Source organism: Rhizobium sp. BK316 (assembly GCF_014193695.1).
Classification (GTDB): Bacteria; Pseudomonadota; Alphaproteobacteria; order Rhizobiales; family Rhizobiaceae; genus Rhizobium.
Map to the genome: position 1 here is coordinate 471,578 of NZ_JACHZR010000002.1, position 26,236 is coordinate 497,813.

The 26,236-nt window shown below is 61.2% G+C and carries 29 protein-coding genes, 1 tRNA gene, 2 pseudogenes and 1 riboswitch; of the genes and pseudogenes, 13 read left to right on the top strand and 19 right to left on the bottom strand.

What is annotated here, in order from left to right; genetic code table 11:
- Positions 1 to 45: 45 nt before the first annotated feature.
- Positions 46 to 963: an ornithine carbamoyltransferase gene (gene argF / locus FHT87_RS10855; RefSeq protein WP_183728248.1), complete on the top strand. Its 918-nt coding sequence runs from the start codon at positions 46 to 48 to the stop codon at positions 961 to 963.
- Between the two features lie 91 nt (positions 964 to 1,054).
- Positions 1,055 to 2,047 carry an Hsp33 family molecular chaperone gene (locus FHT87_RS10860; RefSeq protein ID WP_183728251.1) on the top strand — a complete coding sequence of 331 codons (993 nt, stop codon included), beginning with the start codon at positions 1,055 to 1,057 and terminating at the stop codon, positions 2,045 to 2,047.
- On the opposite strand, the gene apaG is transcribed toward FHT87_RS10860, so the two are convergent.
- Together apaG and FHT87_RS10870 are read right to left on the bottom strand one after the other, a co-directional pair.
- Complete coding sequence (gene apaG / locus FHT87_RS10865; protein ID WP_183801730.1) at positions 2,048 to 2,440, bottom strand: Co2+/Mg2+ efflux protein ApaG; 393 nt, start codon at positions 2,438 to 2,440, stop codon at positions 2,048 to 2,050.
- Positions 2,441 to 2,627: 187 nt separating this feature from the next.
- Positions 2,628 to 3,812: an O-succinylhomoserine sulfhydrylase gene (locus FHT87_RS10870; protein WP_183801733.1), complete on the bottom strand. Its 1,185-nt coding sequence runs from the start codon at positions 3,810 to 3,812 to the stop codon at positions 2,628 to 2,630.
- Positions 3,813 to 3,858: 46 nt separating this feature from the next.
- Positions 3,859 to 3,937, bottom strand: a riboswitch (SAM riboswitch).
- 73 nt (positions 3,938 to 4,010) lie between these two features.
- On the opposite strand from FHT87_RS10870, the gene FHT87_RS10875 reads away from it, so the two are divergent.
- Positions 4,011 to 5,105: a 2'-deoxycytidine 5'-triphosphate deaminase gene (locus FHT87_RS10875; protein WP_183801735.1), complete on the top strand. Its 1,095-nt coding sequence runs from the start codon at positions 4,011 to 4,013 to the stop codon at positions 5,103 to 5,105.
- A 59-nt stretch (positions 5,106 to 5,164) separates the two neighbouring features.
- A tRNA-Gly gene (locus tag FHT87_RS10880) sits at positions 5,165 to 5,238 on the top strand.
- Between the two features lie 10 nt (positions 5,239 to 5,248).
- Here the strand turns inward: FHT87_RS10880 and FHT87_RS10885 are convergent.
- On the bottom strand, positions 5,249 to 5,530 hold the full coding sequence (locus FHT87_RS10885; RefSeq protein ID WP_183728268.1) for a hypothetical protein: 282 nt from the start codon (positions 5,528 to 5,530) through the stop codon (positions 5,249 to 5,251).
- A gap of 317 nt (positions 5,531 to 5,847) precedes the next feature.
- Positions 5,848 to 7,848 carry a methyl-accepting chemotaxis protein gene (locus FHT87_RS10890; RefSeq protein WP_183801738.1) on the bottom strand — a complete coding sequence of 667 codons (2,001 nt, stop codon included), beginning with the start codon at positions 7,846 to 7,848 and terminating at the stop codon, positions 5,848 to 5,850.
- 433 nt (positions 7,849 to 8,281) lie between these two features.
- On the opposite strand from FHT87_RS10890, the gene FHT87_RS10895 reads away from it, so the two are divergent.
- Positions 8,282 to 9,157, top strand: a complete 876-nt coding sequence (locus FHT87_RS10895) for a transporter substrate-binding domain-containing protein (protein ID WP_183728277.1) — start codon at positions 8,282 to 8,284, stop codon at positions 9,155 to 9,157.
- A 98-nt stretch (positions 9,158 to 9,255) separates the two neighbouring features.
- Here FHT87_RS10895 and FHT87_RS10900 read toward each other — a convergent pair whose 3' ends face one another.
- From FHT87_RS10900 to FHT87_RS10920, 5 genes are all read right to left on the bottom strand, one after another.
- Complete coding sequence (locus FHT87_RS10900) at positions 9,256 to 9,669, bottom strand: tellurite resistance TerB family protein (RefSeq protein WP_183801741.1); 414 nt, start codon at positions 9,667 to 9,669, stop codon at positions 9,256 to 9,258.
- A 48-nt stretch (positions 9,670 to 9,717) separates the two neighbouring features.
- Positions 9,718 to 10,467, bottom strand: coding sequence for a thermonuclease family protein (locus tag FHT87_RS10905; protein ID WP_183801744.1), 750 nt, complete (start codon positions 10,465 to 10,467; stop codon positions 9,718 to 9,720).
- A gap of 11 nt (positions 10,468 to 10,478) precedes the next feature.
- The gene (locus FHT87_RS10910) at positions 10,479 to 11,147 is read right to left on the bottom strand and encodes a helix-turn-helix transcriptional regulator (protein WP_183728284.1); all 669 of its coding nucleotides are present in this window, start codon (positions 11,145 to 11,147) and stop codon (positions 10,479 to 10,481) included.
- Between the two features lie 116 nt (positions 11,148 to 11,263).
- Positions 11,264 to 11,911: a response regulator transcription factor gene (locus FHT87_RS10915; RefSeq protein WP_183801747.1), complete on the bottom strand. Its 648-nt coding sequence runs from the start codon at positions 11,909 to 11,911 to the stop codon at positions 11,264 to 11,266.
- 89 nt (positions 11,912 to 12,000) lie between these two features.
- The gene (locus FHT87_RS10920) at positions 12,001 to 12,399 is read right to left on the bottom strand and encodes a hypothetical protein (RefSeq protein ID WP_183801749.1); all 399 of its coding nucleotides are present in this window, start codon (positions 12,397 to 12,399) and stop codon (positions 12,001 to 12,003) included.
- A gap of 133 nt (positions 12,400 to 12,532) precedes the next feature.
- Between FHT87_RS10920 and FHT87_RS10925 the strand changes: the two genes are divergently transcribed.
- Both FHT87_RS10925 and FHT87_RS10930 read left to right on the top strand, forming a co-directional pair.
- Entirely contained in the window at positions 12,533 to 12,886 is a 354-nt protein-coding gene (locus tag FHT87_RS10925; protein WP_183801752.1) for a DUF952 domain-containing protein, read from the top strand.
- Positions 12,883 to 13,971: a quinone-dependent dihydroorotate dehydrogenase gene (locus tag FHT87_RS10930; protein WP_183801756.1), complete on the top strand. Its 1,089-nt coding sequence runs from the start codon at positions 12,883 to 12,885 to the stop codon at positions 13,969 to 13,971. The genes FHT87_RS10925 and FHT87_RS10930 overlap by 4 nt, the downstream gene beginning before the upstream one ends.
- Here FHT87_RS10930 and FHT87_RS10935 read toward each other — a convergent pair.
- The 3 genes from FHT87_RS10935 to FHT87_RS10945 are packed head-to-tail and all read right to left on the bottom strand — an operon-like array spanning position 13,947 to position 16,090.
- Complete coding sequence (locus FHT87_RS10935) at positions 13,947 to 15,293, bottom strand: MATE family efflux transporter (RefSeq protein WP_183728300.1); 1,347 nt, start codon at positions 15,291 to 15,293, stop codon at positions 13,947 to 13,949. The genes FHT87_RS10930 and FHT87_RS10935 overlap by 25 nt on opposite strands.
- A 31-nt stretch (positions 15,294 to 15,324) precedes the next feature.
- The gene (locus FHT87_RS10940; RefSeq protein ID WP_183801760.1) at positions 15,325 to 15,822 is read right to left on the bottom strand and encodes a CAP domain-containing protein; all 498 of its coding nucleotides are present in this window, start codon (positions 15,820 to 15,822) and stop codon (positions 15,325 to 15,327) included.
- 1 nt (position 15,823) lies between these two features.
- Complete coding sequence (locus FHT87_RS10945) at positions 15,824 to 16,090, bottom strand: DUF6460 domain-containing protein (protein WP_007821228.1); 267 nt, start codon at positions 16,088 to 16,090, stop codon at positions 15,824 to 15,826.
- 140 nt (positions 16,091 to 16,230) lie between these two features.
- Here FHT87_RS10945 and FHT87_RS10950 point away from each other — a divergent pair, with 140 nt between their 5' ends.
- The 3 genes from FHT87_RS10950 to FHT87_RS10960 all read left to right on the top strand — a co-directional run bounded on the left by FHT87_RS10950 (position 16,231) and on the right by FHT87_RS10960 (position 18,273).
- Positions 16,231 to 17,163: a methyltransferase gene (locus FHT87_RS10950; RefSeq protein ID WP_183801763.1), complete on the top strand. Its 933-nt coding sequence runs from the start codon at positions 16,231 to 16,233 to the stop codon at positions 17,161 to 17,163.
- Positions 17,164 to 17,358: 195 nt separating this feature from the next.
- Positions 17,359 to 17,994: a YitT family protein gene (locus FHT87_RS10955; protein ID WP_183801766.1), complete on the top strand. Its 636-nt coding sequence runs from the start codon at positions 17,359 to 17,361 to the stop codon at positions 17,992 to 17,994.
- A 108-nt stretch (positions 17,995 to 18,102) separates the two neighbouring features.
- Positions 18,103 to 18,273, top strand: a complete 171-nt coding sequence (locus tag FHT87_RS10960) for a hypothetical protein (protein WP_183802735.1) — start codon at positions 18,103 to 18,105, stop codon at positions 18,271 to 18,273.
- 64 nt (positions 18,274 to 18,337) lie between these two features.
- On the opposite strand, the gene FHT87_RS10965 is transcribed toward FHT87_RS10960, so the two are convergent.
- A complete protein-coding gene (locus FHT87_RS10965) occupies positions 18,338 to 18,799 on the bottom strand; it encodes a carboxymuconolactone decarboxylase family protein (protein WP_183801769.1) in 462 nt (153 codons plus the stop codon).
- A 49-nt stretch (positions 18,800 to 18,848) separates the two neighbouring features.
- Entirely contained in the window at positions 18,849 to 19,349 is a 501-nt protein-coding gene (locus FHT87_RS10970) for an Rrf2 family transcriptional regulator (protein WP_183728312.1), read from the bottom strand.
- Between the two features lie 96 nt (positions 19,350 to 19,445).
- Between FHT87_RS10970 and FHT87_RS10975 the strand changes: the two genes are divergently transcribed.
- Positions 19,446 to 21,956, top strand: coding sequence for a ligase-associated DNA damage response DEXH box helicase (locus tag FHT87_RS10975; RefSeq protein WP_183801772.1), 2,511 nt, complete (start codon positions 19,446 to 19,448; stop codon positions 21,954 to 21,956).
- Between the two features lie 35 nt (positions 21,957 to 21,991).
- On the top strand, positions 21,992 to 22,717 hold the full coding sequence (gene pdeM / locus FHT87_RS10980) for a ligase-associated DNA damage response endonuclease PdeM (protein WP_183802668.1): 726 nt from the start codon (positions 21,992 to 21,994) through the stop codon (positions 22,715 to 22,717).
- Here the strand turns inward: pdeM and FHT87_RS10985 are convergent.
- Together FHT87_RS10985 and FHT87_RS31195 are read right to left on the bottom strand one after the other, a co-directional pair.
- Positions 22,714 to 23,295, bottom strand: coding sequence for a transglycosylase SLT domain-containing protein (locus tag FHT87_RS10985; protein ID WP_183801775.1), 582 nt, complete (start codon positions 23,293 to 23,295; stop codon positions 22,714 to 22,716). The genes pdeM and FHT87_RS10985 overlap by 4 nt on opposite strands.
- Positions 23,296 to 23,352: 57 nt before the next feature.
- Positions 23,353 to 23,475 (bottom strand): annotated as a pseudogene (locus FHT87_RS31195) (alpha/beta hydrolase); the annotation flags it as partial.
- A gap of 1 nt (position 23,476) precedes the next feature.
- Here FHT87_RS31195 and FHT87_RS31200 point away from each other — a divergent pair.
- Positions 23,477 to 23,575 (top strand): annotated as a pseudogene (locus FHT87_RS31200) (TetR family transcriptional regulator); the annotation flags it as partial.
- On the opposite strand, the gene FHT87_RS10990 reads toward FHT87_RS31200, so the two are convergent.
- From FHT87_RS10990 to FHT87_RS11000, 3 genes are all read right to left on the bottom strand, one after another.
- Positions 23,576 to 24,136, bottom strand: coding sequence for a dihydrofolate reductase family protein (locus FHT87_RS10990; RefSeq protein WP_183801778.1), 561 nt, complete (start codon positions 24,134 to 24,136; stop codon positions 23,576 to 23,578).
- 238 nt (positions 24,137 to 24,374) lie between these two features.
- On the bottom strand, positions 24,375 to 25,175 hold the full coding sequence (locus FHT87_RS10995; protein ID WP_183801781.1) for a TIGR02186 family protein: 801 nt from the start codon (positions 25,173 to 25,175) through the stop codon (positions 24,375 to 24,377).
- Positions 25,175 to 26,098, bottom strand: coding sequence for a sulfite exporter TauE/SafE family protein (locus FHT87_RS11000; RefSeq protein ID WP_183728333.1), 924 nt, complete (start codon positions 26,096 to 26,098; stop codon positions 25,175 to 25,177). Before FHT87_RS11000 ends, FHT87_RS10995 begins: the two co-directional genes overlap by 1 nt.
- Positions 26,099 to 26,236 lie beyond the last annotated feature (138 nt).

The following is a 26,236-nucleotide window of genomic DNA, read 5'->3' on the forward strand; positions in this document are numbered from 1 at the left end:
AAGGACAATGCCCCGCCCGCCGGCGGGCGTAGCAGGTAACGAACGATGGCTTCCCCGAAACACTTCCTCGATCTCTCCGCAGTCACCACATCCGACCTCAGAACCATCATGGATGACGCCAAGCTGCGAAAGCAGGCTTTCAAAGCCGGTACGGCCGACAAGCCGCTCGCCGGCAAGATGCTCGCCATGATCTTCGAGAAGCCGTCCACCCGAACCCGTGTCTCCTTCGATGTCGGCATGCGACAGCTCGGCGGCGAGACGCTGTTCCTGTCGGGCACCGAGATGCAGCTCGGCCGCGCCGAGACGATCGGCGACACTGCCAAGGTGCTGTCGCGCTATGTCGATGCGATCATGATCCGTACGACCGAGCACAGCCGTATGCTGGAGCTTGCCGAGCATGCCACCGTGCCTGTCATCAACGCGCTGACGGACGATACCCATCCCTGCCAGATCATGGCCGATGTCATGACCTTCGAAGAGCATCGCGGCCCGATCAAGGGCAAGACGATCGCCTGGACCGGAGATGGCAACAACGTGCTGCATTCGCTGGTGGAAGGAGCCGCCCGTTTCGGCTACCGCATGAACATGGCCGTACCCCTTGGTTCCGAGCCGAAGGATCACTATCTGAACTGGGCCCGCAATGAGGGCGCCGAAATCATGCTCTACCATGATGCTGACCGTGCGGTCGCCGGCGTCGATTGCGTGGTGACCGATACCTGGGTCTCCATGAATCAGGAACATCGGGCTCGCGGTCACAATGTCTTCCAGCCTTATCAGGTCAACGCGCATTTGATGGCGCAGGCCGGCAAAGACGCATTGTTCATGCATTGCCTTCCCGCTCATCGCGGTGAGGAGGTGACGGACGAGGTGATCGATGGCCCGCAATCCGTGGTCTTCGATGAAGCGGAAAACCGCCTTCATGCGCAGAAGTCGATTCTTGCTTGGTGCCTGGGCGCGATCTGAACCATAATCGGATGTCGCGAGTCCAAAACTCGCGGCTGCGCAAGCAGCCGGCGCGCTAGCCGGCTGCTCTGACAAAACAGGAGTGAAAGCCATGGCAGAAGCTGCCGCCGCCCTCGGCGAGTTCGATTTCGCCGGCGATGACCATGTCGTCCCTTTCCAAGTCGAAGGGCTTGATGTGCGCGGTCGCGCCGTCCAGCTCGGTCCGATGCTGGATTCGATCCTCGAACGCCATCACTATCCGACGCCCGTCGCCCGCCTTCTGGCGGAAGTGGTGGTGCTTACGGTGCTGCTCGGCACCTCGCTGAAATTCGACGGCAAGTTCACCGTCCAGACCAAGAGCGACGGTCCTGTCGATCTGCTCGTCGCCGATTTCTCGACGCCGGAAAACGTCCGGGCCTATGCCCGCTTCGATCAGGCCCTGCTCGACAAGGCGATTGCGGCAGGTGAAACCGAGCCGGAACAGCTTCTGGGCAAAGGCGTGCTCGCCTTCACCATCGACCAGGGCAAGTTCAGCCAGCCCTATCAGGGCATCGTGGCACTTGACGGTACCTCGCTGGAAGACATTGCCGGCGTCTATTTCCGCCAATCGGAGCAGATCCCGACGCGTGTGCGCCTTGCCGCCGCCGAGCTCTTCGATCGTGACGATCATGGCAAGCCGCGTCACCGCTGGCGGGCAGGGGGCCTCGTTGCCCAGTTTCTGCCGGAAGCGCCGGAGCGTATGCGCCAGGCCGATCTTCACGGCGGCGATGGCGATACGGGCGAACGCGCCCATCTCGAGGACGATGCCTGGGCGGAAGCCCGCTCGCTCGTCGAAACCGTGGATGCCGATGAACTGACTGATCCGCTGGTCGGCACTGAACGCCTGCTGTTCCGCCTTTTCCACGAACGCGGCGTGCGCGTCTACGATCCGCGCGCGGTCTTCGACCGTTGCAGTTGTTCGCGGGAAAAGATCGGCAACGTGCTGAAGGGTTTCAGTGCCGAGGAAGTGGAGGAAAGCCAGGAAAACGGCGAGATTGCCGTGACCTGCGAATTCTGCTCCACGACCTATCGCTTCCCGGTGAACGAGGTTGCACCGGCGGAGTGATCAGTTGAGGACCCGCAGCAGGCCGGGTGAATCCAAGGAGAAGGCGGGTATGTCGACATCGAACAACTCGCCTTCGTCTGTCGCCATCTGATAGTGGCCGAACATCAGGCCGGACGGCGTATCCAGCGGACAGCCGGATGAATATTCATAGGTATCGCCTGGCTGCAGCCGCGGCTGCTCGCCGACGACGCCGGGGCCGCTGACCTCGTCGATCTGACCGTTCTGGTCGGTAATGTTCCAGTAGCGGTTGATGAGGCGCACGGCTATGTCAGAGTTGTTGGCGATGACGACGCGGTAACCCCAGACATAACGATCGTCGTCCGGATCGGATTGCTCCTCCAGATAAAAGGGTTCGACAACCACTTCGATGTCTCGTGTGAGGGCGCGATACATGCCTTACACCTTAGTCAAGATATGTTACCCGTATCTTATAAGAGGCCCCATCCGTCAAGAAATGGGACAGTGATCGCGGCCCCGCCACCCCGGTTGGGCGGTCTTTCGTTCATTAAGCCTAACTCTCAATGTTAATTTCAAGGCAAATGCCACGGCCGGGGTGCTTTCCGCGGCCGTGGTTTGGTGATCAGGCCGAAACTTTGGCGAGCGCGCGGGCGAAATCCTCAAGGAGATCATCCGTGTCTTCGATACCGGCCGAGAGGCGCACCGTGCCCGGCGAAATGCCGAGTTCCGCGCGGGCCTCGTCCGTCAGGTTCTTGTGCGTCGTCGTGGCCGGATGGGTGATCAGGCTCTTGGAGTCGCCGAGATTGTTGGAGATCTTCACGATCTCAAGCGCGTTCTGCAGCGCAAAGGCCGCTTCCTTGCCGCCCTTCAGCTCGAAGCAGACGAGCGTCGAACCGCCCGACATCTGCTTGGCGATGATATCGGCCTGAGGATGGTCCTTGCGGCCGGGATAGATGACCTTGGCGACCTTGCCCTGATCGGCGAGGAAATCGGCGATATCAGCCGCATTCTGCGTCTGCTGCTTGACGCGCAGCGGCAGCGTTTCGATGCCCTTCAGGAGTGTCCAGGCATTGAAGGGCGACATGGCCGGGCCGGTGTGGCGGAAATAGTCGTGCAGGTTCTCGTCGATCCATTCCTTGTCGGAGAGAACCACGCCGCCGAGGCAGCGGCCCTGACCGTCGATGTGCTTGGTCGCGGAATAGACGACGATATGCGCGCCGAGTTCCAGCGGCTTCTGGAAGAGCGGCGTTGCAAAGACGTTGTCGACGACGACCTTGGCGCCGATCTGGTTGGCGAGCTTGGCCACACCGGCAATATCGACTACTTCCAGCGTCGGGTTGGTCGGGCTTTCCAGGAAGAACACCTTGGTCTTCGGCGTAATCGCCTTTTCCCAGTTTTCGAGGTAGCGGCCGTCGACCAGCGTGCAGTCGATGCCGTATTTCGGCGCCAGCGTCTCGACCACCCAGCGGCAGGAGCCGAAGAGGGCACGCGCTGCAACGATGTGATCGCCGGCCTTCAGCTGGCAGAGAATGGCGGCGGTGACGGCGGCCATGCCGGAAGCCGTGGCGCGGGCATCTTCAGCGCCTTCGAGCGCGCACATGCGCTTTTCGAACATGTCGTTGGTGGGGCTGCCGTATCGGGCATAGATAAATCCGTCCGTCTCGCCCTTGAAGCGCGCCTCTGCTGCCTCGGACGTATCGTAGACGAAGCCCTGCGTGAGATAGATTGCCTCAGACGTCTCGCCATATTGCGAGCGCAGCGTTCCGCTGTGGACGAGTTGGGTTGCCGGGCGCCAAGTCTTGCTCATGCCATCACCACTTTCAAACAACAAAAAAACCGGCCGCAAAAGCAGACCGGTTTCATACCCGGTCTTTTTAGCCACTTATTTAACGTGGCTGCAAGCCGACCGGCCAAATCACCACGGGATAAATTTGCAATACTGCCGTTCTGCGCTTGCGTCAATTCCCCGACTTTGGTTTTGTCGGCGGCAGATTATGGATGGAGCATGATGGCTCGCGATACTGGAATTCTGGCCGACCGCGCGATTTCCGCGCTGTTTGAAACGGGGCGTCTTCAAAGCGAGCGCGAGCTGGACCGTGACCAGATCCAGCCCGCAAGCCTGGATCTGCGGCTGGGCGCCAAGGCTTTCCGGGTGCGCGCCAGCTTCATGCCCGGCCCTTCTCACCTCGTCTCCGACAAGCTCGATCGGCTGAGCCTGCATGTCATCGATCTCAGCGAAGGCGCGGTGCTGGAAACCGGCTGCGTCTACATCGTGCCGCTGATGGAGCGCCTCGATCTGCCGGCCGACATGTCGGCTTCGGCCAATCCCAAAAGCTCGACCGGCCGGCTCGATATCTTCACCCGCGTCATCACCGATTACGCGCAGGAGTTCGACAAGATCCCATCAGGTTATTCCGGCCCGCTCTATCTCGAAATCAGCCCACGCACCTTCCCGATTGTCGTGCGCCGCGGCTCGCGCCTGTCGCAGATCCGGTTCCGCGTCGGACATTCGGTTCTCGGCGAGCCGGAGCTTCTGAAGTTGCACGCAACGGAAACGCTCGTCGCCGCCAAGCAGCCGAACGTCTCCGGCGGCGGTATCGCGCTGTCGATCGATCTGACGGGCGACGATGAAGGCCTGATCGGTTATCGCGGCAAACACCACACGGCCGTCGTCGATGTCGACAAGAAAGCCCAGCACGATATTTTCGACTTCTGGGAGCCGCTCTATAGCCGCGGCCGCAACGAGCTGATCCTTGATCCGGATGAATTCTACATTCTCGTCTCGCGTGAGGCCGTGCACGTTCCCCCGCACTATGCGGCGGAAATGACACCCTTCGACCCGCTCGTCGGCGAATTCCGCGTCCACTATGCCGGCTTCTTCGACCCGGGCTTCGGCCATGCGCCCGCCGGCGGGCGCGGCAGCCGCGCGGTGCTGGAAGTGCGCAGCCACGAAGTGCCCTTCATCTTGGAAGACGGCCAGATCGTCGGCCGCCTGATCTACGAACATATGCAGGAGCAGCCGGCAAGCCTCTATGGCTCGGGTCTCGGTTCCAACTATCAGGCCCAGGGCCTCAAGCTTTCGAAGCATTTCCGCATCTGATATGCGGTGATGCCGCGACTTGACAGCGGCGGCCATCTGTTGGAAGTCTCAAGTGGTTGGCGGGTGTAGCTCAATGGTAGAGCAGCAGCTTCCCAAGCTGAATACGAGGGTTCGATTCCCTTCACCCGCTCCAGCTTCCCTCCTCAATCGCGTCCGAAAATATTGATCGGCCGGTACTGGCGGTGCGCGATCGCCAGCGAACGGTCCGGACGGATGATATAGGTTTCCTCGACCTGCCGGCCGTACTGGTCGATGAAATTGTGCGGGAAGGTCGATCCAATCGGCGACTTTGTCAGTTTCGTGCGCGGCTGACCGTTATAGGTGATGCTGCCCGGAATGGGCTCGATGCCGGGGCCGGTATAGTCGACGGTGGTGCAGCCGGCGAGCGCCAGCGCGCCGATGAGGCTAAATGCGATCAGTTTCATATCCGGAGCCTTTCTGTCCGCGGCACGGTGTCATTGTACCGCAAATCGCGGAAAGCTCATGACACAAACGGCACGCATGTCTTCAACCCTTCGAGAAGAGCTTTGGTAAAGGTCGCCATCGGTCTGATTTCACTCCTCTGAAGTCGCTCGGCCGGCCTTATTGCCGCTTTCGGCTCGATCTGCGGTGGCTGGCTGTTCTATTGCACGGCGCCCGGTAACGTGCTCGTCGAGATCGGCTGGCGGCCGCAAGCCTGAAAAGGCCTGAAACGAAAATGGGCGGCCGGAGCCGCCCATTCTCATTCGATCAGGTTGTCAGCTCAGAACTCCGTCCAGTCGGCTTCCTGGCTGGCGGCCGGGGCAGCACTGCTGTTCATGCCGAAGGCGCTGGCGATCTTCTGGCCGAGGGCGCGCGCCGGCGAAGCCGTCGGGCGTGCCGTGCTTTCGGCTACACGCACCGGGGCTCTGGCGGCCGGCCGTGCGGCGGCTCGCGGTGCGGCCGATGTCGTCTGGATCGGCGCGGCTGCAACGAAGCCGCCGGTGCCCGTCAGGCGGAACTGGCCGAGCAGGTTGTTGAGTGCCGTCGCTTCCGTTGCAAGGCTGTGGCTTGCCGCGGTGGATTCCTCGACCATCGCCGCATTCTGCTGCGTGCTCTGATCCATGCTGTTGACGGCGGTATTGATCTCCTGCAGTCCGATCGACTGCTCGCGCGAGGCTTCGGCGATCGCATGGACGTGCTGGTTGATTTCCTGCACCTCGTGGACGATCGCATCGAGCGCCTTGCCCGTTTCGCCGACCAGCGAGACACCGGTCTGCACATGCGTGCCTGATGTGGTGATCAGCGCCTTGATTTCCTTGGCGGCGTTTGCCGAGCGCTGGGCAAGTTCTCGGACTTCCTGTGCGACGACCGCAAAACCCTTGCCGGCTTCACCGGCGCGCGCAGCTTCGACACCGGCGTTGAGCGCCAAGAGGTTCGTCTGGAAGGCGATATCGTCGATGACGCCGATGATATTGCTGATCTCGACGGAGGATTGCTCGATCTGATGCATGGCAGCGACAGCCTTGCGGACGACGTCGCCGGATTTCTCGGCGCCAAGGCGAGTACGGGCGACGAGTTGGCTTGCCTCTTCGGCACGCTTTGCCGCGTCCTTTACCGTCGTGGTGATTTCTTCGAGGGCTGCTGCCGTTTCCTCGACGGAAGCGGCCTGCTGTTCGGTGCGCTTCGAAAGTTCGTCGGCGGACGACCGGATCTCGTTGGCGCCGGCGCTGATGGCGCGGGCATTGGAGCCGACCGTGTTCATGGTCTCGTTGAGCTTTTCGACCGAGTTATTGAAGTCCTGGCGCAGCGCGTCGAGATGCGCGACGAAAGGCGTTTCGATATGCGAGACGAGGTCGCCCGCCGAAAACCGTCGCAGGCCGTCGCCGAGTGCATTGACCGCGCGTTCCAGATCGGCTGCTTCCGCGGCCTTCTGTGCTTCGCGTTCGCGGCGTTCGCTGTCGCTGAGGCTGCGATCGGCTTCGGCGCGGGCTTCGAGCTGGATGCGTTCGATCGCATTGTCGCGGAAGACCGCGACGGCCTCCGCCATTTTGCCGATTTCGTCGCGACGGTCGAGGCCGACGATTTCGCTGTCCGTGTCACCCTCTGCCAGGCCGGTCATGCGCTCGCGCAGCTTTGCCATAGGGGTCGTGATGCCAATCTGGGCGACGACGATGCTGAGACCGATGGCACTGACGACGGCTAGGCCGATCAAGGCAAAGCAGAGGTTGATGCGATCGTTGACGGAAGCCGAGAGCGCGTCGCCGCCGTCATTGAGCATCGCCATCATCGCATCGTTGTTGGCGATCATCTTCGGCGTCAGCGCGTTGAGCTTGGCATTGATCAGAGCGACGTTCGCCAGCGCGCCGGCGCTGTCTTTGGCCTTGCTCTGCTCGACGATCTTGTTCGCCAGAGTTTCGATTTCATCGATGCCGGCCTGGATTTCATCGATGGCGGCCTTGCGGCTGGGCACAAGCGTCAGCGCCTGATTCATGCGATCGCGTGCCTGCGGCAGCTTGCTCGGTGTAGCGAGTGCCGTTTGGAATGCCGGCGTATCGGGCTTCATGTTGGCAAGCAGACTCACCTGCAGCACCGAGGCGACGGCCGACGCGCTGGCGCGCGCGCTCTGCATCGAGGCCAGCGCCTCATGATCGATGAAGGCGCTGTAGGCCGCGTCCGCTCGGCGGAACTCGGAGATGACATAGATCAGTCCGGTCATCGTGATGAGCCCCAGGAGTGCCACGACCGATATGATCTTTGTACGGATTTTCAGATGTTTCAGCATGGAGTTACCCGATTGGCCGGGCGTGTTGCGGACCCGGTGCTTTTGAAATCATTTATTGTAGAACGATTCTTCGGTATTGCGCTGGGGGATACCTTAAGAGGTTCGACATGTGCATCATGCGGTCGGCCGGAGGGGTCGATGTCGTCGCGACAAATAAGATGGGATATTGCTTAATTCCAAGCTAACGGGGGCGTGCGATTCCTATTAATTTCAGGGGCTCGGTTGTTATCCCCGTATAGATTGCAAAAATACAGTCTATGCTGAATGTCCGGGCGGCTTGTTTAGGGGCTTGCTCTTGAAGAGGCCACTTTGAAGACCGGGGCCTTTTCGTTTCGCTGCTTGCGACGCGGCTCGGCCATATTCCCCGATGGGGTTGATTCTGTTACATCTCGGCCGAGCGGCAGGCTCGCGTGTAATCTCTAGGCAGGTCATAATGGTGCAGTCTAAACCGGCGTTTCTGGCTTCCGGAGGAATTTTAATCCTTTGCCTGGTCTCGATTGTATTGCTTTCGGCTTTTTCTGTTTTTGCGCAGCAATCCGGCTCGTCCGTGCCGCTGCTCTTCGATTCCCGTGAACGCCTGGCCAAGCCCGACCTCTCCTCGCTCGTGCGCCTGCGTTTCCTGACCTCGGTGGACTTTCCGCCCTTCAATTTTACGGACCAGAACGGCAAGCTCTCCGGCTTTAACGTCGATCTCGCCCGCGAGATCTGTTCCGAGCTGGAGATTGCGGACAAGTGCCAGATCCAGGCGCTGCCCTTCGCCGACCTGCAGAAGGCGCTTGCCGGCTCGCAGGGCGATGCCGTCATCGCAGGCCTTGCCGTCACGCCGGAGCTGCGCCGCGAGTTCCTCTTCTCCCGTCCCTATCTGATGCTGCCGGCCCGCTTCGTGCGCAACACGGCGGCCGCCGTGACCGGAACGACGGCTGCCGGCCTCGCCGGCCATTCCGTTGGCATCGTCAAGGGCACCGTTCACGAGGCGATGCTCGCAGCCTTTTTCCCGGCCATCAAGGCTCAGCCTTTTGACAACAAGGAAGCGCTGTTGACGGCCTTGAAGGAGCGGAAGGTCGATGCTGCCTTTGCCGATGCGCTGCAGCTTTCCTTCTGGGTGGCGTCGCCCGCTTCGGACAAATGCTGTGCCCTGTTCGACGGTCCCTATATGTCGGAGCATTTCCTGGGCGAGGGAATGACGATCATGCTGCGCCAGAACGACAGTGTGCTGACGGCAGCAATCGACCATGCGCTGGCAACGCTCTCGCGCAATGGCCGCCTGCAGGAGATTTATCTGCGTTATTTCCCTTACGGTCTCTACTAAAGCGCGTCGCGATCTCCAAGATTCGCTTGTCGCGCTTTAGGTTCTTGTTTTCGCATGTCGTTATCGCAAAACCGCTGCACACTTTTGCGCGACATGCTTTAACCCTTGCGGAAACGGGCGATTGCGCTGCGCTCGATGGCAGCACAGGTCAGCTTGTCGAGGCCGAGACGGTCGCGCAGCAGGCTGAGCAGCCGCAATTCTTCGGCCTTGACGGAAAGGTCGGCGGAGGCGACTTCGACTGCCAGCGCATAGGCGGTGTCGTAGAGACGGGCAGGCAGCGTGTCGCGAACGGTCTCCAGCACCACATCCAGCCCTTCCGGACCGGCCAGCAGCGAGGCGCAGTCACGGGCGATGGAAATCAGATTGTTGTCGTCGAAATCGCGGAACACCGGCAGGAAGCCGATGAGCTGGCCGATCCTCTCCATTTCCCGGTCGTTCATGGTGCTGTCGACGGCGGATGCCATCACCATCACATAGATCAGCGCGTCGTGGGCGGAAAGCGGCTTGTTCATGTCTGATTCCCTCTTGAATGAGCGGAGATTAGGAATTGGCAGCCGTCATTACAAGGGATCTGCGGGTTCAGGCGGGGGCGCTGCCGCCGGCCTGCGGCGCGGATCCTCGCCGTGAATGCCTTCCTTCGCTTGCTTTGCCTTTTCACCGGCGGCGGCAAGCGGCGAGCCCGGCTGCGCTTCCGCCCAGCCATTTTCCACCAGCCATGTGCCGATATCCTGCTGCCCCAGCCGGCAGGCGGCGCTTGCCATGTCTTCCCATGCATCGGAAGGCAGGTCGCAATCGATCGCGCGGTTGCGCAGGAAAAGCCGCAGCGCCGTCTTCGCCATCATGCCGCACGGCCATTGCTTGCCCTCGGAGCCGCAACTCTTGTCGGCGGGCGTCGCAATGATGCCGGTAATCTGCAGCCGGCGTTTGCCGAAGGAAAGGAGGCCGGCGTTTTCCACCGTCGGCCGTAACAGCTCAACACTGTCTTTTCCAGCAGCTGTGGCCGGCGGCGTCCCGGCGGGCGCCGGTTCGCTCTGCGCCGTTTCCTTCGCTGTCGCATTTTCGGAGGGAGGCGGGGAGGGGGCTGCCGCAGGCTCTGTTGCCCGGGCAATCAACGCCGCATCCTCGTCCGTGAGCGATGCAGGCGGTTTTATCCTATCGGTATCCGCATCGGGCAACTCGGCGGTCACGCTTCCGGCATCTGCGTCAGGTGCCGCTCCGTCGCCGCTGTTGAGCCGCGCTTGCCCGGCCAGCAGCAGGCCGATCACGATCGCCATCCCCGCGATACCTGTGATGAAGGCTGCAGGGCGCATGGATTATTTTCCTATTGGCTGGCCCAGATGATGCGGGCAATCCATTCGACGTCGGAAAGCTCGATCGTCCGGTTGGGATGTTCGGGATTGAGCGACAACAGCTCGATGGAGCGCGGGCTCTGGCGCAACAGCACCTTGGCCATGACTTCGCCCTCGCGTGTCTTGACGACGACACGGTCGTTGCGGCGCACCTGCGCGCCGGGCTCCACGATCAGCACATCGCCGTCGCGATAGAGCGGCATCATGCTCTCGCCCTGCACTTCCAGCGCATAGACGCCCGCCTTCTGCGAGGGACCAGCCGGAAATTCCACCACGTCCCAGCCCTGACCTGCCGGAAAGCCACCATCGTCGAAAAAGCCGCCAGCGCCCGCCTGCGCAAAGCCGAGCAGGGGAATGGAGCTTCCCCGCGACGCAAAAATACCGTCCGGCAGGCTGGCGGCGGCGGCACCCGCCGGCCGCATGAAGCCCATGAATTGCTCCATGCTCGCCCCCGTCGCCTCCAGCACCTTGGCGATGGATTCCGTCGAAGGCCAGCGCAGGCGTCCATCCGCCGAAAGTCGCTTGGATTTATTGAAGGAGGTCGGATCGAGTCCCGCCCGCCGCGCAAGACCCGACGGCGTCAGGTCATGCCGTTCGGCAAGCCCGTCGATCGCCCCCCAGATCTGGTCATGTGACAGCATATGCGTCCGGTTCCGCGGTCCATCCGGCCGCTTTCTATCGCCGGCAGATTAACCGAGGCATCTCCCCGAGTAAAGTGGAAATGAGGAATAAAATCCTGTCTGGCGGATGCCTGAACTCAGGCGACCATCGCCATGTTGATCTTGCCGAGCTGGATCACCGCCTGCGTGCGGCTGTCGACGTTGAGCTTCAGGAGGATCGCCGAGACATGCGCCTTGATCGTCGCTTCGGAAACCCCGAGCTCATAGGCGATCTGTTTGTTCAGCAGTCCTTCGCCGAGCATGGTCAGCACTCGGCTCTGCTGCGGTGTCAGCGTGTGCAGGCGATGGATGAGGTCGGCGACATCGGGGTCCTGCTCCTGCCCGTCTCGATAGCTCTCCGGCGTGGCGATATCGCCCGCCAGCACCGTCTGAATGCCACGACGGATATCCTCGATACCTGAGGATTTCGAAATGAAGCCGGAAGCGCCGAGCTCCAGCGCCCGACGGATCGTCGTGGTGTCATCGGTCGCCGAGATGATGACGATCGGCAGGCTGACGAATTCGGAGCGCAGCGCCATCAGGCCGGAAAAACCGCTGACTCCAGGCATGGCGAGATCGAGCAGCATCAGGTCCGCATCCGGATGCGCCGCCGCCGCCCTCCTTGCTGCGGCAAAATCCCCGGCCTCGACGATTGTCTGCCGGCCTTCCATACCGATCACCGCCTGCCGCAGCGCGTCGCGGAACAGCGGATGGTCGTCAGCGATGATGATGGTCTGTTCCTGCATCGAAAACTCCCTCCCAAGAGCTCGATCTCGTCAGTCCTGTCCGGCTCCCCGCACGAACATGACCCTCTACTTATATGAATATAACCAGATCAACTCCGCTGCGGAAGGGGATTGGCCTCGTCTTCCGCCTGGAATTCCCGAACTATACCCATGAAACTGCGCATCATCCGCTCCATGATGCCGATCGAGCGGTCGACTTCCGCATCCGTCGGCAAGGCGGGCCGGGCGGCTGTATTCTTCTCCAGCGCGCTCACCCGGTCGGCAAGCCGGTCGAGTTCGTCCTCGTAGGCAGCGCGTTCATCGGCCGCCATGCGGCAGACCAACGCCCCGTCCTTCTCGGTGCAGAGCGACATGGCCCCCGTTTGCCGGTCGAGGCGCACGAAATGGTCGCCGCTGCGCTCAAGCTGGAAGCGCGTCGCATCGGGCTCCGCTGCCATTGCCGCAAGCGGCAGAAGACCGGTGGCAAGCGTGATTGCAAATGCCTTCATCGTCTCATCCTCCGCAAAGCATGGTGCCTGTCCGTTTTTGCGCCCTGAGGCGTGGACATCGCCGTCTCTTTGGGGCAAAGCCCTCATCAGGAAGGTCAGCCCCCTTCTCAACAAGGCCACTAACGGGATCATCATGACCGCGACACCGACCCTTTACAAGATCGTGCCGGAGGCGCTCTGGCAGGAAGCCAGACAAACCGGCGTTTTTCATGGCGCGGGCATCGATCAGAAGGACGGCTTCATCCATTTCTCGACGGCAGATCAGGTCAAGCAGACCGCAGCCCTGCATTTTGCCGGTCAGACCGATCTTGTCCTCGTCGCCGTCGATATCAGCAATTTCGGCGACAAACTGCTTTTCGAACCCTCGCGCGGCGGCGCGCTCTTCCCGCATCTTTATGCCGATCTGCCGCTTTCGGCTGTGCTTTGGGAGGTGGCCTTGCCGCTCGATGATGCAGGCGCCCACATTTTTCCGGAGCTCGTACCGTGATCGATCCTTTCAAGCGCATCGCTCGCCGCGGTCTCTTTCTCTTTGATCCCGAAACCGCGCATGGCATGTCGATTGCGGCGCTGAAATCGGGCGTTGTGCCTGCCTGCCGCATCGCGCCGGACCCGCGCCTGCGCCAGACCGTTGCAGGCATCGACTTTCCCAACCCGCTCGGCATGGCCGCGGGCTATGACAAGAATGCCGAAGTGCCGGAAGCGCTGCTGAAGCTCGGCTTCGGTTTCACCGAGATCGGCACCGTCACGCCGAAGCCGCAATCCGGCAATCCGCGCCCACGCATTTTCCGCCTTGTGGAAGATGAAGGCGTCATCAACCGCCTCGGCTTCAACAATGAAGGCCATGAAGCAGCCTTCCGCCGTCTTTCGCAGATCGGCCGCGCCGGCATTGTCGGCGTCAATATCGGTGCCAACAAGGACAGCGAGGACCGTATCGCCGATTATGTCGCCGGTATCCGTCGCTTCTATTCCGTCGCCCGCTATTTCACCGCCAATATTTCCTCGCCCAACACGCCGGGTCTGCGCGATCTGCAGGCGCGTGAAAGCCTCGCCGCTCTCCTGTCGGCCGTGCTGGCGGCACGCGACGAGGAAGCTGAAAAGGCCGGCCGAAAAATCCCGGTCTTCTTGAAGATCGCCCCTGATCTTACGGAGGAGGGCATGGATGACATTGCTGCGGAGGCGTTGTCGCATGCGCTGGATGGTCTCATCGTATCCAATACGACGCTTTCGCGCGACGGCTTGAAAGATCAGCTCCAGGCGAAGGAGGCCGGTGGCCTCTCCGGCGCGCCCCTCTTCGAAAAATCGACGGTCGTGCTCGCCAAGATGCGCAAGCGCGTCGGTCCGTCCCTGCCGATCATTGGTGTCGGCGGTGTTTGCTCGGCCGAAACGGCGCTGGAAAAGGTGAGAGCAGGGGCCGATCTCGTACAGCTCTATTCCTGCATGGTCTATGAAGGCCCCGGCCTTCCCGGCACGATCGTGCGCGGCCTGTCGAAACTGCTCGACCGCGAAAAACTCGCGTCGATCCGTGACCTCAGGGATATCAGCGTCGATTACTGGGCGGCGCGGAACGTCTGAGCCGCGCGCGGCTTCACCAGCATTGCCAGGAAGAAACCGCGAAACAGCAGGAAGGCGTTCATCGCCAGCCACAGGCCGTGATTGCCGAAGAGCGGCACGAAAACGGCGAGCATGGCGAGATATCCCGCAAAGGACATCAGCATGCGGTTGCGCATGTCGACGGACCATGTCGCGCCGATGAAGACGCCGTCCATCAGGAACGCGAGCGCGCCGGTCAGTCCGGTCACCGCCGCCCAGGGCATATAGGTCTCGGCGGCTGCCTGTACCTCCGGCGAACTCGTCAGCCCGGCAATGAGCGTAGGACCGGCAAAATAGAAGAAGGCGGAAATGATTGCCGCGAGCCCGAAGGACCACAACGTCGTCAGCTTCAGACCACGATCGAAGGCCGGCCTATATTGCGCGCCGATCGCCCGCCCGGTGATCTGCTCCGCGGCGTTGGCAAGACCGTCGAGATAGTAGCCTGACAACAGGAAGAAGTTCATCAGCACTGCATTGGCCGCAAGGGTAATGGCACCGAAGCTGGTGCCGATGCGAGTCATGATCGCGAAGGAGCCGATCAGTACGAAGGTGCGGATCAGGATATCGCGGTTCAGTGCGAAAAGTTCGGCAAGCTTGGCTCGCGAAAACACCTCCGTCCGATTTGGCCGATGTGCCCGATCGAAGCTGCGCAGCACGATGAAGAGACCGGCAAGCGCGCCCGCCGTTTCGCCCGCCATCGTGCCCCAGGCGACACCCGAAACACCCCAGTCGAGCGACAGGCCGAGATAGATGGAAAGCAGGATGTTGATGCCGTTGATCAGCGCCTGCAGCAGAAGCCCGGTTCGGCCCTGTCCGCGGCCGAGCACGAAGCCGAGCAGCGCGTAATTGGCAAGTGCTGCCGGTGCGGCGAGGATGCGGATCGAGAAATAGGTGCTGGTCGCCTCGGCAATCCGTCCCTCGGCCCCCATCAGCTTCAGCCCGACGAGGATCAGCAGCGGCGAAAGGATGAGCAGCGCCAGACCGGAGCCGAGCGCCGAGACGATCGCCCGCCAGAAGACAGCCTGCTGCTCATGCGCGTCCCGCCGCCCGAGTGCCTGCGCCGTCAGCCCGGTCGTGGACGCCCGCAGGAAATTGAAGCTGCCCATGATGAGGTCGAACAGCATGGCGCCGATGGCGAGCCCCGCCAGCGCTTCCGGATCGCCCATATGGCCGACGACGGCAGTATTGGTGATGCCGAGCAGTGGCGTGGTCATGAAACCGAGCGTCATCGGAATGGCGATCGACAGCACCAGCCGGTGCGTCACGTCGAATGCCAGTGCGTTTCTGGGTCTGCCGGTATCCATATTCGCCTCTTGGGAGAGAGGCGGAATCGCCTCAGCTGGAAAGCACCATGGCCCAATAGGGCAGGTTCCTGGAAGACGTATTATGTGCAACGGCAACGCCGAGACCGCTATAGCGCCCGAGCATGTTTTCCAGATGGTGGGGGGAGTTGATCCAGGCGGTGACGACCGCATCGACGCTCTGCTGGCCAGAAGCGATATTTTCGGCGGCCGGCAGGGCAACACCGCTCGCCTTCACGCGGGCGCCGAAACTGTCGGTCATGCCCATCAGATGCTTCATCCTGCCCGCACTTGCCATGCGCTTGGCCTGGAAGATCGCGGCGGCACTTGCATGCGGATCGACGCTGAGCGGCGGCAGGCCGTTCCTGGCGCGAAGCTGGTTGACGAGCGGCAATGCAGAAGCCGTCTCGTCTGCCGCATTGGAAGGCGTGGTCGCAAATTTCGGGGTCGTCGTGCAGCCGGCGATGCCGGCGGCTAGGGCAAGGCCGGAAAGCTGCAGCATACCGCGGCGTGAGAGAATGATTGAAGCCATGTTATTTTCGATAGCTGAAGAGACGGATGATGATGAAGATCGGGATGACGATGGTGGCGCCGAGGATCAGATAGTCGCCGACGCGGCCAAGCGCAGAGAAGCCCTGCCGCCATAGATGGATCACGAAATCACGGAAGTTGTAGATGAGTTCCCACGGGGTCAGCCCGAAGATGGCCATGACGAAGCCGACGATCAGCGAAACCACCAAGAGCTTGATGATCGTGCGGCCAATGGAATCGCCGAGGAACCTGTTCACCTGATCGGACATGCGCCATCTCCTGTTTGCCTTGAGATACGGTCGCGGCGATTCGCCCGCAAGCCTTTTCCGCCAAGACAGCACCGCCTCTGAAATAGGACTTGAGTTTTTTTGTGGCCGAAGCCAAATGCCGCCAGCCAAAGGGTCCAATCATGCAGCCAAGCCAGCTTTCCTCCGGCGACGTCATCGCCGACCGCCGCGCCGATTACGCCAAGATGCTCGACGAGGGTGGCGAGCCGGATGCCGCCGCCGAACTGATGGAGCAGGCACTGGAGCTGACGCCGGCCTGGGCAGCAGGCTGGTATCGCCTCGCCACATACCGCGAAAAGGCAGGCAAGACGGACGCTGCCGTCGAAGCCTACCGCCGCACGCTGGAACTCGACCCCGAGGATATTTTCGGCGCTGGCTTGAAGCTCGCCTTGCTCGGCGACGCTGAGACGCCAGCCCAGCCGTCGAGCCGCTATGTCGAGCGCCTCTTCGATGATTATGCCGATCGTTTCGAGACATCCCTCGTGGAGAAGCTGGATTATTCCGTCCCGCAGAAGCTCGCAGCACTCGTCGCGTCCACCGGCCGGCAATATCAATACGCTGTCGATCTCGGCTGTGGCACGGGCCTGCTCGGCCCTGAAATCCGTACCCGGGTCGCGCAGCTCGAAGGCTTCGACCTCTCGCAGAACATGCTGGTGAAGGCTGCCGAAAAGCACGTCTACGATCATCTCGCGCAGGCGGACCTGTCGCTGTCGCCCGAAGCCTCCGGCCTCTTTGCAGATGGCGCCCGGCATCGCGCCGACCTCGTAACCGCCGCCGATGTGCTGATGTATCTCGGCAATCTGGAAAGTGTCTTCGCGATCCTCGACGAGCTCCTGGCTCCTGGTGCCGACTTCGCCATTTCCGTGGAGGACGGTGGCGAAGGAAATGGTTTTCATCTGGCGCCGTCGCTGCGCTACGCCCACTCCGAGACCTATGTCGAAGGGCTTGCCGTGGCCCATCGGCTCCAAATCCTCAAGACGGTCAAAACCACCATTCGCAAAGATGGCGGCAAACCGGTTTCCGGCATTCTGTTCCTTACACGCAAGACCGCCTGAACGCATATTTCTTGCGATTTTGAAATAGGTCAGCATTGCTTACGTATTTCGCTTGCGCACAACCGTGGAAGGCCTGATAATACGGCCATTCAGCGAGAAGCGCCGCGCTCCCCGGAGCGTAACACGCGCCGCATCCACCCAGACATTTCCTCTTCCTCCGGCCTGTCCGGAGCGACCGCTATCGGAGATCGCGACATGATCCAGATCGTCAGTGCCCTCGGGTTCTGGAATACCACCGCGACACGTCACACGCCGGTCGAGGATGTGCAGGGTGTGTTCTCCGGCAGCCTCGTTTCCGCGCTCGGTCTTTATATTCTTGCCAGCGCCGGCCTTCTCACCGGCAGCACCGCCGGCATTGCCTTCCTGCTGCATTATGCCTTCGGCGTGAACTTCGGCCTCGCCTTCTTCCTGCTCAACCTGCCCTTCTTCTATCTCTCGTGGAAGCGCCTCGGCACGGCCTTCACGATCAAGACCTTCATCGCCATCGGCCTGACCTCGGCTCTGACCAGCCTGCAGCCGAAGGTCATGGAAATCGCCGCCATTCATCCGGCCTGGGCGGCTCTCCTTGGCGGCATGCTGCTGGGTTACGGCCTTCTCGCGCTCTATCGCCATCGCGCCAGCCTCGGCGGCGTCGGCATTCTCGGCATCTATATGCAGGAGCGTTTCGGCATCCGCGCCGGCCTCGTGCAGCTTGCGATCGACATGTGCGTCTTGGCCGCCGCATTCTGCGTCACCACGCCACCGGTCGTTTTCTATTCTGTGCTCGGTGCCGTGGTCCTCAACCTCTTCGTCGCGATCAACCACCGCGCCGACCGCTACATTGCGCTCTAGGCAGCTCTAACCTTACAAATCGGTAAGCCATTATAAACAAAACGTAACTTGCCTGTGATCGACCCCAGCGCGACACTTCTCCTCGCGCCGGATATGATGAGGTGAGCTATGTCAGAGTTGGAAAAGCTTGTCAGACGCCGCATGCAGGAAGAATATGCCAAAGGCTCTTCCGCAAAGGAAATCGCCAAGGTCGTTCGCGACATATTCAACAGCATCGATCTTTCGGGCAAATTGCCTGAAGCTGTTGCCATGAGATCCGATACGCACCACGGACGATGAAATATTCAACCGACCCGATCTCTCGGGTCGGTCACCGACAAAGCTTTCTACCAGCAAAGAGATATCAGGCCGCCTTCTGCGGCGCATCGATCGGATGCTGGCTGCGGAAGCCGACGGCAAGCCGGTTCCAGATATTGATCGTGCCGATCGCAACCGTGATCTTGGTCATTTCTTCTTCGGAAAAATGCGCCTTCAAGGCTTCGTAATCGGCATCCGGTGCACCGGTCTCCGCAATCTTCGTCACCGCATCGACCCAGCCGAGCAGGGCGCGTTCGCGGGCGTCGTAGACAGGAGATTCCCGCCAGACGCACATCAGGTTGATCCACTGTTCGGAAAGGCCGTGATGGCGTGCTTCCTTCGAATGCATATCGACGCAATAGGCGCAGCCGTTGATCTGCGAAGCGCGAAGCTTGATCAGGTGAATGAAGCGCTTATCCAGTCCGGATTCCTGAACATATTGCTCCAGTGCGGCGACGGCCTTGTAGGCATCCGGAGCGGCTTTGCCGAAGTTGAAACGTGCTTGCATGATATGTCTCCTTAGGTTTGGAATTGGGGGTTGGGGTTTGTATCGCGGCTCAGCGAGCCGCTTTTCTCTCGTGTATTTCCATGAAGGCGCAGCCTCTGGCGGCGATCCCGCCGTCATCATCTGCGGAAAGTTCGGCCAGGATGTCGGCGATACTGGTGTTTGCAAGTTCGGCGCGATAGGCACGCTCGGCCCTCAGCATTGCCGCCGTGATCTGGCAGGGCTTGGTGAAATAGCGCTGCGGCAGCGGGTTCGGTCCGCGCTGGCGGATCTCCGAACAGCGGAAAGCCGGTGCCGGTCCCTCGACTGCGAGCACGATATCGAGCAGCGAAATGTCTTCCGGCTTCTTCGCCAGCCGGTAACCGCCCTTCGGCCCCGGCACTGTCTCCAAAATTCCGGCTCCCGAAAGCGCCTGCAGGTGCTTCAAGAGATAGCTCGTCGACACGCCGTGATATTCGGCAAGCGCAGCAGCCGAAAGCACGCCGCCAGTCGAAAGCCCTGATAGGACCGCCGTGCAATGAATGCTCTGTTCGACGCCGTCACCAAGTTTCACAGCCGATCTCCTTTAATCGTGGATATTATTTATCTATGATTATCGCGAGGAGTCAATAGCGCTTCTATTCGTCGGCGTTTGAACTACATTTGCTCCGTGGATCAGATTGAAACCGACCTCAGCCTTGCCTTGCCCGCTCCCTTCCTCCGCTGGTTTGCGGAAAAGGGCTGGCGTCCCCGCGCCCACCAGCTCGAGCTCCTGTCGCGCGCCGAAGCCGGCGAGAGCACGCTGCTGATTGCGCCGACCGGCGCCGGCAAGACACTTGCCGGTTTCCTGCCGTCGCTGACCGACCTCACGCGACGCGGCAAGATCCCGCCGGGCTCGGCCTTTACCGGCATCCACACGCTCTACGTCTCGCCGCTGAAGGCACTCGCCGTCGACATCGAGCGCAACCTCATGAAGCCCGTTACCGAGATGGGCTTGCCGATATCGATCGAGAACCGCACTGGCGATACGCCGAACGCCAAGCGCCAGCGCCAGAAGCTGAACCCGCCCGATATCCTGCTGACGACGCCGGAGCAGGTCGCCCTGCTATTGGCAAACCGGGAAGCCGAACGCTTCTTTGGGGATTTGAAATATGTCATCTTCGACGAACTCCACTCGCTCGTCACCTCCAAGCGCGGCCATATGCTCTCGCTCGGCCTTGCCCGCCTGCGCCGGCTGGCACCCGATCTGAAGACCATCGGGCTGTCCGCTACCGTTGCCGAACCCCTGGATTTGCAGAGATGGCTGGTGGCACAGGAGGAGGGCAAGGAAAACCATGCCGGCCTCATCCTTGTCGAAGGCGGCGCCAAGCCCAACATTTCCATTCTCGATACCGAGGAGCACATCCCCTGGTCCGGCCATGCCGCCAGATACGCGATCCCCGATGTCTACCGCCAGCTCATCGACCACCAGACGACGCTGCTCTTCGTCAATACACGTTCGCAGGCGGAAATGCTCTTTCAGGAACTCTGGACGGTCAACGAGGAAAACCTGCCAATCGCGCTCCATCATGGTTCGCTGGATGTTGCCCAGCGTCGCAAGGTCGAAGCCGCCATGGCCGCCAACCGGCTGCGGGCCGTCGTCGCCACATCGACCCTCGATCTCGGCATCGACTGGGGCGATGTCGATCTCGTCATCCATGTCGGCGCTCCCAAGGGCGCCTCGCGCCTTGCGCAGCGCATTGGCCGCGCCAACCACCGCATGGACGAACCATCGAAGGCGATCCTCGTTCCCGCCAACCGTTTCGAGGTCATGGAGTGCCAGGCAGCGCTCGATGCGAATTATATCGGCGCACAGGATACGCCGCCCGTTGGCCGAGGTGGGCTCGATGTGCTCGCCCAGCACGTGCTCGGCATGGCCTGTGCCGAACCCTTCGACATGCTGGAGCTCTATGACGAGATCACCAGCGCCTCGCCCTATGCCGATCTTGCCTGGGAGACATTCGAGCGCGTTGTCGATTTCGTCGCGACCGGCGGCTACGCCCTGCGCACCTATGAGCGCTATGCCCGCATCCGCAAGACCAAGGAAGGCCGCTGGCGCGTCTCCAATCCGCAGGTCGCCCAGCAATATCGACTGAACCTCGGCACCATCGTCGAGGATCCGATGCTGAACATTCGTATGGCCAAGCGCGGCGAGGGCGGCAGGCTCGGCCGTCCAGGCGCCGTGCTCGGCAAGGTCGAGGAATATTTCCTCGAACAGCTCGCCCCTGGCGATACGTTCATCTTCTCCGGCAAGGTTCTGCGCTTCGAAGGCATCCGGGAAAACGAGGCTCTGGTCAGCCAGGCCTATTCCTTCGATCCGAAAATCCCCTCCTATGCCGGTGGAAAGTTCCCGCTCTCGACCTATCTCGCCGATCAGGTCCGCTCGATGCTGGATGATCCCGACCGCTGGCGCCGCCTGCCGGATCAGGTGCGCGACTGGCTCTCGCTGCAGAAGGAAAAATCCTTGCTGCCGAAGCGCGACGAGCTGCTGATCGAGACATTCCCGCGCGGTAGCCGCGGCTACATGGTCATCTATCCCTTCGAGGGGCGGCTGGCGCACCAGACGCTCGGCATGCTGCTCACACGCCGGCTGGACAGGGTAGGGGCAAAACCGCTCGGTTTCGTCGCAACCGATTATTCCCTCGCCATATGGGGCCTGGAGGATCTAGGCCTCAGGATCGCCAATGGCCACCTCAGCCTCTCCGACCTCTTCGACGAGGATATGCTGGGTGACGATCTGGAATCCTGGCTGAACGAATCCTTCCTTTTGAAGCGCACCTTCCGCAATTGCGCCGTGATTGCGGGATTGATCGAGCGGCGTCATCCGGGAAAGGAAAAGACCGGCCGGCAGATTACCGTCTCCGCCGATCTGATCTACGATGTGCTCCGAAGCCACGAGCCCGACCATATCCTGCTGCAGGCAACGCGGCAGGATGCCTCGACCGGCCTTTTGGATATTTCCCGTCTTGGCGATATGCTGAAGCGAATCAAGGGCCATATCACCCACCGGGCGCTGGACCATATTTCGCCGCTCGCCGTCCCGGTCATGCTGGAAATCGGCCGGGAATCGGTGCCGGGTCAGGCCCACGATGCGCTGCTTGCCGAAGCCGCGGACGATCTGATCGCCGAGGCCATGTCCTGAGAAATCGGGCCTGAATTATTGGGAATACGAGAGTGATGAACCGCCTGGCGCTCGCGCGCGACGTGACTGGTCTTGCCGCAATACCGGGCGTCGAAACCGCCGTTCACGGTGTCGCTGCCGTCTGTGATCCCTTGGGCGCGCTCTATCTGCCGGATGCCGGCATTCTCGTCGTTTCCGACCTGCATCTGGAAAAAAGCGCCGCTTTTGCCCGCCGAGGCATGATGCTGCCGCCCTATGATACGCTGGCGACACTGACAGTGCTTGCCGCCGTCGTCTCCCGCTACGACCCTCAGATCGTCATTTCGCTCGGCGACAACTTTCACGATCGCGTCGGCTCCGAACATCTCCCGGATGCCTTCCGCACGCTGATCGTCGAAATGGCCCGTGGCCGCGAATGGATCTGGATCAACGGCAACCATGATCCCGATGGCACCGTCGACCTGCCCGGCACCTGTTCGGACGAGCTCTATTATGCCGGCCTGACCTTCCGCCATGAGCCGCGCGACGGCTTGCAGAAAGGCGAGATCGCTGGCCATCTGCATCCTGCTGCTACCGTCCGCCGCCGCGAGAAATCCGTCCGCCGTCCGTGTTTCGCGACAGATGGCGGCCGCCTGCTGATGCCCGCCTTCGGCGTTATGAGCGGTGGCCTGGATCTCGGCCACAACGCAATGAAGGGCCTTTTCGACAAGGCCTCACTCATCGCCCATCTGCTTGGCCGCGACCGGATCTATTCGGTGCGCTACGCCAATCTGCGGGGCTAATTACATCCCTGCAATTGCTGCTGATAGGTCCCTGCCATCCGCGCAAACTTCCGCGCCGTCTGCTGCAGTTGACCATTGCTGCGCCAGTCGCCGCGTTTGTATCCGGTCGGGCCGGAATAATAGGCGAGGTAGAGATTGTAGGCATCGTTGAGCGGAATGCCCGTCGCCTGGCCGTTGCTGTAGTGGTACCAGCCGATGAAATCGATCGCGTCGGCAAAGTTCGTGCGACGCGCGGACCAGTTGCCGGTTTCGGACTGGTAGTGGTCCCAGGTCCCGTTCAGCGCCTGCGAATAGCCGTAAGCCGTCGAAGGCCGCGTCCAGGGGATGAAGCCGAAGAGTTTCGTGCGCGGCGGCCGCGCATAGGGCTGGAAGCCGGACTCGACATACATGGTCGCCATCAGGATCGGTACCGGCACGCCGTATTTCTTCTCGGCACGCTCCGCAGCCCCTTGCCAGCTTGTGAAGAGCCCGTCCTTCTGGTCGAAGACGGCGCAGATATTTCTCGTCTGGCGGGGCGCTGTCGCGCAGCCGGCAAGGAGGGCCAGCCCGATGACCGCAAGCACGATACGAGTACGCATGATACAAACCTCTCGTTTCCGAGAGATTACTAACTCGTAAACGTTAAAGAGCGGTTTTTATGCGAATACGAGATGTTCCGGCGGCTTTTTACCAGGCCAGGGATTGGTGCCGTCCCGCAGCCAGAGCACAGTATCGAGCCAGAAGCCGGCGGCGTGACGCGCGTGGAAAAGATCGAAATGCTCCTTTGCTGCCGTGCTCCTGCATCGCGATCCCACCTATATGGAAACGGCGGGTGAAGCGGCCACAGCCCTGGCGGCTGCAGCCGGTAAAAACAGATGATCAAGCTGCCCTGACGGGCTCGTAGCGCAGGATCACCGCGCCGCTCTTCGTCACAGACGAGTCGAGCAGTTTCAGGGGTTGCTGCGCGTCCGCCGGCTTGAAGTGCGGATTGCCGCTGCCGAGAATAACGGGAACGAGGCAGATGCGGATTTCATCCACCAGCCCCGCCTTCAGCAGGGTATCGGCAAGCTCGGCGCTGCCGAAGATGAAGATCGTCTTGCCGTCCTGCTCCTTCAGTCCCTTGAGTTCGGACACCGGATCGTTGACGACGCGCGTATTGTTCCAGTCCGCCTTTTCCATGCTCCGCGAGACGGCGATCTTGGCGATACCGTTCATATAGGCCTTGATCTTGTCTTCACTCTCGGCGCTCGGCCAATAGGCCGCCATGCCCTCATAGGTCTTGCGGCCGAAGACCAGCAGATCGCCTTCTTCGCCGAACTGCTCGGCATATTTTTCGAGTTCCGGCCCCCAGGCCAGATTGTGGAATTCGATGTCCCACGGCTTCGTCCCTTCGAAATAGCCGTCCAGTGTCATCAGGTTCCAGACAACAAGCTTCCTCATCTCATCCTCCTTCCAGGCCGTGCCTTCTTCAAAACCAGTTGCTATCAGAAACTGGTTTTGAAGCTAACTCGACTGATGGTGAAATGCAAGCGGTATCGGAGAAGGAAGGTGGAAAAGCCTTACGTCGAGCTGCACCAGAGTATCTGGACAAGCTTCTGCCGCCGGGCAGGCCATTCGTGCTCGGATGTTTGATTGAAGCCTGTCTGAAATCGTCGCCGGACGACGGAAACCCGCCCGATCAATCCTTGCGGAAGATCAGGCTGGCGCCCCATCCCGTCAGCACGGCCAGCAGCACCGCAAAGCAGCCATAAAAGATTGGCTGCTCATGTGCCGCATCGGTGATCGTCTGCTCGATACCCGTCTTGATGACGCGCAATGGCTGCGACTTCTGCGTCACGAACTTCCCGCTCTTGAACAGATAGGCGCGTACGGTGTGCACGCCGTTCGGAATGTTCGCCGGCAACCGCAGGCTTGCCTTGAAGAGATTGGAGGAGACGAAGCGAACGCCGCTCGGGTCACGCTCGTAAAGCCCGCCTACCTGCTGCAGGCGCCGGAAGGCAGTGCGGAATTCGTTGAGACTGTTGAAGTTGCCGGCAAAATCGATCGGCCGCAGCGGAATATGATCGATGCCGATACCCTCTCCTGTCAGGTCGAGCGGCGTCGTGATATCGTCGATGGAGCGCGAACTCGACATTGAATAGGAATGCGGCACGTCGGCGAAGGTCATCGACGAGGCATTGATCCAGATGCCGAAAACCCGCTCTTTCCTGCGCACAGTGGCGTCTTCGCGTGGACCTTCCAGAACCACGACAACGTCATACTGGCCGATGGCGAGCAGCAGGTCGTCTGTGTTCGTCACAGCGCCGAAAATCGTCAGATCCGCACCGCGGAAATCGGAGGTGATGGCGATTTCGCTGGTAGAGGTGCCGATTTCCAGCCCCTCGCGCTCGGCCTGCGTCCCCTGTCCAGGCAGCATCTGCGCCGCCGCCAGCGATGGCAGCAGAAGAGCAAGCAGCAAGGACAGAACGCGCCTGGGCATCAGTTCCCCACTCCCATGACCACCGAATAGATATCTTCAGGCGTCACGACCAGTGCGACGGCGAGCCGTAAGCCCACCGCAAGAACCAGGAGACCGAGCAGCGCGCGCAGCTGTTCGCCGCGCAGCCGCTGCCCGACGCGCACGCCATATTGCGCGCCGATGACACCGGCGAGCATCAGGAAGAAGGCGAGCACGATATCGACCGAATAGTTGGTCGCCGCCTGCACGATCGTCGTATAGGCGGTCACGAAGATGATCTGGAAGAGCGAGGTTCCGACGACCACATTGGTCGGGATGCGCAGCAGGTAGATCATCGCCGGCACCATGATGAAGCCGCCGCCGACACCCATGACCGAGGTGAGGATGCCGATCGCAAATCCGAGCGTCACGATCGGGATGACCGACAGAAAGATCTTCGATTTCTTGAAGCGCACCTTGAGCGGCAGCTTGTGCACCCAGTGCTGATGGCCGGGCCGGCGCGGAACTGGTGGCTCGTTGCGGGCGGCGCGGCGCATGGCGTTGACGCTCTCCCACAGCATCAGCCCGCCGACCGTGCCGAGGAAGACGACGTAGAGAAGCGAGATGAAGAGGTCGAGCTGGCCGATTGCACGCAGCAGCGAGAAAATCCAGATGCCGACTGTCGCCCCCGACAGACCGCCGACGAGAAGCACCGAGCCGAGCTTCATGTCCAGCGTCCCGCGCCGGAAATGCGTGATCGCCCCCGATATCGAGGAAGCCACCACCTGGTTGGCGCCTGTCGCGACGGCGACGACCGGCGGAATATTGTAGAAGATCAGGAGAGGGGTGATCAGAAAGCCGCCGCCGACGCCGAACATGCCGGACAGGAAGCCGACGGCAGCCCCCATGCCGAGAATGATGAAGATGTTCACCGACAATTCTGCGATGGGCAGATAGATTGTCAAAGCCGACCCCGATTATCGCCGCGCCCGCCGCGGCGGCCTGTATCACGTTCCCGTTCGAATGGCGCATCCTACTGTGAAATCGTTGCCAGAGGCTTTCGAAGGAAAAAAGCGCGACCAGCCGGATGCAGGCCCCGATAT

What these genes read in the sequence shown, in the direction of transcription:
- argF (WP_183728248.1), top strand. Translation starts at nt 46, where the DNA reads ATGGCTTCCCCGAAACACTTCCTCGATCTCTCCGCAGTCACCACATCC.
- FHT87_RS10860 (WP_183728251.1), top strand. Translation starts at nt 1,055, where the DNA reads ATGGCAGAAGCTGCCGCCGCCCTCGGCGAGTTCGATTTCGCCGGCGAT.
- apaG (WP_183801730.1), bottom strand. Translation starts at nt 2,440, where the DNA reads ATGTATCGCGCCCTCACACGAGACATCGAAGTGGTTGTCGAACCCTTT.
- FHT87_RS10870 (WP_183801733.1), bottom strand. Translation starts at nt 3,812, where the DNA reads ATGAGCAAGACTTGGCGCCCGGCAACCCAACTCGTCCACAGCGGAACG.
- FHT87_RS10875 (WP_183801735.1), top strand. Translation starts at nt 4,011, where the DNA reads ATGATGGCTCGCGATACTGGAATTCTGGCCGACCGCGCGATTTCCGCG.
- FHT87_RS10885 (WP_183728268.1), bottom strand. Translation starts at nt 5,530, where the DNA reads ATGAAACTGATCGCATTTAGCCTCATCGGCGCGCTGGCGCTCGCCGGC.
- FHT87_RS10890 (WP_183801738.1), bottom strand. Translation starts at nt 7,848, where the DNA reads ATGCTGAAACATCTGAAAATCCGTACAAAGATCATATCGGTCGTGGCA.
- FHT87_RS10895 (WP_183728277.1), top strand. Translation starts at nt 8,282, where the DNA reads ATGGTGCAGTCTAAACCGGCGTTTCTGGCTTCCGGAGGAATTTTAATC.
- FHT87_RS10900 (WP_183801741.1), bottom strand. Translation starts at nt 9,669, where the DNA reads ATGAACAAGCCGCTTTCCGCCCACGACGCGCTGATCTATGTGATGGTG.
- FHT87_RS10905 (WP_183801744.1), bottom strand. Translation starts at nt 10,467, where the DNA reads ATGCGCCCTGCAGCCTTCATCACAGGTATCGCGGGGATGGCGATCGTG.
- FHT87_RS10910 (WP_183728284.1), bottom strand. Translation starts at nt 11,147, where the DNA reads ATGCTGTCACATGACCAGATCTGGGGGGCGATCGACGGGCTTGCCGAA.
- FHT87_RS10915 (WP_183801747.1), bottom strand. Translation starts at nt 11,911, where the DNA reads ATGCAGGAACAGACCATCATCATCGCTGACGACCATCCGCTGTTCCGC.
- FHT87_RS10920 (WP_183801749.1), bottom strand. Translation starts at nt 12,399, where the DNA reads ATGAAGGCATTTGCAATCACGCTTGCCACCGGTCTTCTGCCGCTTGCG.
- FHT87_RS10925 (WP_183801752.1), top strand. Translation starts at nt 12,533, where the DNA reads ATGACCGCGACACCGACCCTTTACAAGATCGTGCCGGAGGCGCTCTGG.
- FHT87_RS10935 (WP_183728300.1), bottom strand. Translation starts at nt 15,293, where the DNA reads ATGGATACCGGCAGACCCAGAAACGCACTGGCATTCGACGTGACGCAC.
- FHT87_RS10940 (WP_183801760.1), bottom strand. Translation starts at nt 15,822, where the DNA reads ATGGCTTCAATCATTCTCTCACGCCGCGGTATGCTGCAGCTTTCCGGC.
- FHT87_RS10945 (WP_007821228.1), bottom strand. Translation starts at nt 16,090, where the DNA reads ATGTCCGATCAGGTGAACAGGTTCCTCGGCGATTCCATTGGCCGCACG.
- FHT87_RS10950 (WP_183801763.1), top strand. Translation starts at nt 16,231, where the DNA reads ATGCAGCCAAGCCAGCTTTCCTCCGGCGACGTCATCGCCGACCGCCGC.
- FHT87_RS10955 (WP_183801766.1), top strand. Translation starts at nt 17,359, where the DNA reads ATGATCCAGATCGTCAGTGCCCTCGGGTTCTGGAATACCACCGCGACA.
- FHT87_RS10960 (WP_183802735.1), top strand. Translation starts at nt 18,103, where the DNA reads ATGTCAGAGTTGGAAAAGCTTGTCAGACGCCGCATGCAGGAAGAATAT.
- FHT87_RS10965 (WP_183801769.1), bottom strand. Translation starts at nt 18,799, where the DNA reads ATGCAAGCACGTTTCAACTTCGGCAAAGCCGCTCCGGATGCCTACAAG.
- pdeM (WP_183802668.1), top strand. Translation starts at nt 21,992, where the DNA reads ATGAACCGCCTGGCGCTCGCGCGCGACGTGACTGGTCTTGCCGCAATA.
- FHT87_RS10985 (WP_183801775.1), bottom strand. Translation starts at nt 23,295, where the DNA reads ATGCGTACTCGTATCGTGCTTGCGGTCATCGGGCTGGCCCTCCTTGCC.
- FHT87_RS10990 (WP_183801778.1), bottom strand. Translation starts at nt 24,136, where the DNA reads ATGAGGAAGCTTGTTGTCTGGAACCTGATGACACTGGACGGCTATTTC.
- FHT87_RS10995 (WP_183801781.1), bottom strand. Translation starts at nt 25,175, where the DNA reads ATGCCCAGGCGCGTTCTGTCCTTGCTGCTTGCTCTTCTGCTGCCATCG.